This window comes from Pricia sp., from assembly GCF_041745955.1.
In the GTDB taxonomy this organism is placed as follows: Bacteria; Bacteroidota; Bacteroidia; order Flavobacteriales; family Flavobacteriaceae; genus Pricia.
On record NZ_JBGTHY010000062.1, the window covers coordinates 1 to 4,840 of the forward strand.

Annotated in this window: 4 protein-coding genes and 1 pseudogene; all 5 read left to right on the top strand. The window is 40.1% G+C overall.

Annotated features, from left to right (window positions below; genetic code table 11):
* The first annotated feature begins 170 nt into the window (after positions 1-170).
* Positions 171-383 (top strand): hypothetical protein, encoded by a 213-nt coding sequence (locus tag ACEW8S_RS02035; protein WP_373516521.1) that lies wholly within the window; start codon positions 171-173, stop codon positions 381-383.
* A 440-nt stretch (positions 384-823) separates the two neighbouring features.
* Complete coding sequence (locus ACEW8S_RS02040; protein WP_373516522.1) at positions 824-1,627, top strand: hypothetical protein; 804 nt, start codon at positions 824-826, stop codon at positions 1,625-1,627.
* Between the two features lie 146 nt (positions 1,628-1,773).
* Positions 1,774-2,509 (top strand): annotated as a pseudogene (locus tag ACEW8S_RS02045) (flavodoxin family protein).
* 170 nt (positions 2,510-2,679) lie between these two features.
* Positions 2,680-3,693, top strand: coding sequence for a hypothetical protein (locus tag ACEW8S_RS02050; protein WP_373516523.1), 1,014 nt, complete (start codon positions 2,680-2,682; stop codon positions 3,691-3,693).
* A gap of 120 nt (positions 3,694-3,813) precedes the next feature.
* On the top strand, positions 3,814-4,839 hold the full coding sequence (locus tag ACEW8S_RS02055) for a phosphotriesterase (RefSeq protein ID WP_373516524.1): 1,026 nt from the start codon (positions 3,814-3,816) through the stop codon (positions 4,837-4,839).
* Position 4,840 lies beyond the last annotated feature (1 nt).

The window sequence follows — 4,840 nt, forward strand, 5'->3', positions numbered from 1 at the left end:
TGTTCCGTTATGGGGAATTTCCCGGCGTCATGAAAGGGCTCTTGAGCAAGGTTTTTGCACCGATCGGAAATGGTCGCCGAAATGCGTACCGAACCGTAGCGGCCTAAAGTTTATAATCCTTACGAAAATCAGCAAGCCCTAAGTAAACGATTGTTAACCTGCATACCACTATGCCGAGGATTGAACTCAGGACTGAAATAAAAGCGGATAAAGAAATAGTATTCGACCTTTCCCGTAGTATTCTCGACCTGCACAGAATTTCAACTGAATATACCAATGAAGAAGCAATCGCAGGAAAAACAAGTGGACTGATCGGACTTAATGAATCCGTTGCTTGGAAAGCTAAACATTTCGGCATTTACCAAAGACTTACATCAAAGTGACGGAATCTGACCGACCGAACTTCTTTGTGGACGAAATGGTTAATGGAGCTTTCAAGAATTTTAGGCAAGAACATCATTTTACGGACCTGAATGGCGGAACCTTTTTGAAGGATTTTTTTGATTATAAATCCCCTTTGGGAGTTTTGGGTAAATTAGCGGAGAATTTGTTCCTTAAAAAATATATGACGGATTTGCTTGGAATACGGAACAGCATTGTAAAAGAATTTGCAGCATCAGACCAATAGAAAAAAATTGCCCCGCGGAACAAAAAGGCACGAATTCTTGCAAAGAACGGAGCTAAAACTAAAGTTCAGATAAACGATTATTGTTAAACCTCTAGAGAGCAGTCGATTGTCGCTATATCCGCTAAATAGAAACGTTAAGCAACTATTTTTGTTTCCATATAAATTGCGTGCAATTTTGAAGTATTGGCGAAAAATATGAATGAGAAAAACACGATTACAATTAATTCGGCCATTGTATATATAATAGCTTTTTTGCTAACGACTATTATTCACGAGTTCCTACACGCGATTATTGGCTCGTTTTTCGAAAGTAATCCCATAATTCATCATAATTATGTTGAACACTTATCAATCGAGCACCTAACTACAAATCAAAAAACATCAATAGCCTTTGCTGGACCTCTCATTAGTTTGATGCAGGGAATTTTAACAAGTGGGGTATATTTTAATATTCGGGGGAAATCCCACACATGGATACATCTTTTCCTGTTGTGGTTTTCTGTACTAGGATTGTTTAACTTTCTTGGATATTTGATGACTGGATTTTTATTTAAAAATGGAGATATAGGAAAAGTATATGGTATATTAAATACCCCATTTTGGATTCAGATAGTTTTAGCAATTATTGCCGCACTGTTATTGGTCTTTGTTGCCTATAAAATAACCGCTCCCTATTTGCGGTTCAGTTACAATAAAAAGTGGGTGGAAAATGGGAAGTCGAGGAAAAACTTCTCCTTCCATGTTCTGTTTTTACCTTGGGTAATCGGTTCCCTTATAATTACAATTTTATACCTTCCCGTAATTGCGTTACTAAGTATCATTTATCCTATTATGAGTGGAATGATTTTTATATTTCCTTGGCAAAACTCCGATAGTATTAAAGAAGTGAGTATTTCAACTAACAAAGGAATCGGTAAGTTGTCACTTTTAGGAACAGGAGTGCTGATACTATTAACATTCATCTTTAAGTTCATATTGGCTCCTGGAATTGAATTGTAAACTGTATACAATAATAAAGGCTCAAACCAAACAGCTTGATTTTGCTCTCAATTTAATTTCTATCTTTAAATAAATATCGGTCCCCCGGAAACAAATAGCCAGGTTTGCCCTACCGAATAGCACGCTCTATAATAAAATAAGTGATTATGAAAAAAATTGATTTTAGTGAGTTAAAAGTGATGTATATAAATTGTACTCTTAAAAAATCCCCACAAGAAAGCCACACCAAAACCTTGATGAAAGTTTCCAAAACAATTATGACCAAGGAAAACGTCAAAGTTGATGAGATCAGATTAGTTGACCATCAAATAGCAAGTGGTGTTTATTCTGATATGACCGAGTATGGGTGGGAAGTTGACAAATGGCCAAAACTATCAAAGAAGGTTCTAGATGCGGATGTTCTTATAGTAGGAACACCAATTTGGTTAGGCGAAAAATCGTCAGAAGCTCAAAAATTAATCGAAAGACTTTATTCTATGAGTAGTCAAACCAATGATAAAGGTTCAATATGTCTATTATGGTAAAGTCGGTGGTTGCATTGTTACCGGTAATGAAGATGGTATAAAACATTGTGCGATGGGAATACTGTACTTACTCCAACACGTAGGTTATTCCATACCACCCCAGGCAGATTGCGGATGGATTGGAAAAGTAGGTCCAGGACCGAGTTATGAAGATACAGAATGGGAAGGAGAAAAACTGAATAATCCTGTGGGCTTTGATAGTAATTTCACGAATAGGAATACCACATTTATGACCTATAATTTGCTTCATTTAGCATTAATGTTAAAAAATAATAGTGGTTATTCAAATTATGGCAATTCTCGAAAGGAATGGGATGATGGAGAGCGATGGGAGTTTGAAAATCCAGATTACCGCTAAAGGAACTAGCTACAACGTCGGCTTTAATCGAACTTTACGGTCAATGAAAGTTTCGCGTTTCGAGGTCGCCTATTTTTAAAAATTAGTCAATAGCAAAGTTCAAAAAGGGGATAATAGGACACCCTATCGTAAATCTTAAAGTTCAAATAAAGGATAATAAATAGTGTCTTATGAAGATTATCGCAATCAAGCTATTTGTTGCAATCCAGTTAGCAGCCCTTTTTGCTAGCTGTCAAAACAGCAAGGCTTTAAATCAAATCAATACCGTACATGGTCCAATTAATTCTTCAGAGTTAGGAATATCGTTGACCCACGAGCACATAATGTCGAATTATGGCAAAGAAATAAACGAGACCCAGAACTATGATAGTATTAAATTGTTCGATCAAGTAATCCCTTATTTAAAAAAGTTAAAATCGCTGGGTGTTAATTCCATTTTTGATTGCACAACGGAATATTTTGGTAGAAGAGTCGATCTATTGAAAATGATATCGGACGCTACGGACATACGGATTATTACAAATACCGGATTTTACGGTGCAGCGGATGACCGATACATTCCGGAATCCGCATACGGGGCCAGCGCTAAGGCCATCTCGGAAATATGGATCGACGAATTTGAAAACGGAATTAAAGGAACGGACATCAAGCCTGGCTTTATCAAATTGGCATTTGATGATGGTAGTCCTCCTTCAAATATCGACAGAAAACTTTTCGAGGCCGGAATTTTGACCCATTTGAGCACGGGCCTTACAATAGCCGTACATACCGGAAAGAATATGGAAGCACTTCAGTTGCAGATGCAGCTTCTAAGGGATAACGATATTCATCCCAGCGCCTGGATCTGGACCCACGCCAATAAAGTTGAGGACGATATGGTTTTACTTGATCTGGCAGCTAAAGGATCTTGGATTTCACTTGATGGTGCCAACGAATCCGGCATAAATGAATATATTGAAAGAATCGAACTCTTTAAACAAAAGAACTTGCTTCATAAAATACTATTGTCCCATGATGGAAATGGTTTTCCAAGCGGTGGCCCTATAAGAGGTTTTGAAGCGATTTTTGAAAGCTTCATTCCTGAAATGTTGGCCAATGGATTTACGGAGGATGATATCCATCAAATTCTGGTGAGAAATCCGAAAAAGGCTTTTCAAATTAGGATAAGAAAAAATGATGGTTGAGAGGAAATGCAAGTGTCCATCCCTAAAGTCCTGATCTAGATGAGGACAAGTAGAGCTCTGGGCAATTTGTAGTATTCACAAAAATGATAATTTTGTATCCTAAACGGTAGAATAGTAGCAATGAAAAAGTTTTTTGGACATATTTTGATCTTTCTGGCCACCATCGCCCCATACGATGCCATGGCACAGATCATAACCGTAAGCGGACCGATCGAACCAGAGGAAATGGGCCTTCCCCTTATCCATGAGCATATCATGGTCGATTGGATTGGAGCGGACAGCACGGGCCATCACCGTTGGGACAGGAACGAAATCGTGGAGCGCGCACTGCCCTATCTGGAGGAGGTCAAGGAATATGGCGTCACTACTTTTTTGGACTGTACCCCTGCCTATCTCGGCCGCGACCCCTATGTCCTAAAAGAACTGGCGGACCGGACCGGTATCCATATACTTACCAATACAGGCTATTACGGGTCTGGGAACAACAAATTCATTCCTGAAGGGGTAATGAATGCCCCTGCAAAGCAAATGGCGTCCCATTGGATCAAGGAGTTCAAACACGGAATCGAAGGTTCCGGTATCAGACCGGGCTTTATAAAGATATCCGTGGAAAACGAGGAAAATCTTTCCGAAACACACAAGAACTTGGTAAGGGCCGCGGGGCTTACCCATTTGGAGACCGGTATGGCCATTGTTTCCCATACTGGAGGCGATTCGCCCGCAATGGCACAGATCAGTTTGCTAAAGGAAATGGGAGTCTCCCCAAGCGCATTCGTTTGGACACATGCCCAGAACGGAACCATCCCCGGTTACCTTCAAGCGGCCGGCCAGGGAGCGTGGATCTCATTGGACAACATTGATGGCGGGACTCCCAACGAACCTGACGGTACCGGAAACATCGACTGGTTCGTAAAAACGCTTTTGGAGCTCAAGGACGGGGGAATATTGGATCATATCCTGATTTCACACGACGCCGGATGGTACACTGTGGGAGAAAAGAACGGCGGGAGCTACAGGGGGTACACTGACCTGTTTACGAAATTGATCCCCCAGCTCGAGCAGAACGGTTTTACCCAAAAGGAAATCGATATGCTGCTGAGGCAAAATCCTAAAAAGGCATATACCATTCATATCAGAGAAGAGTGAA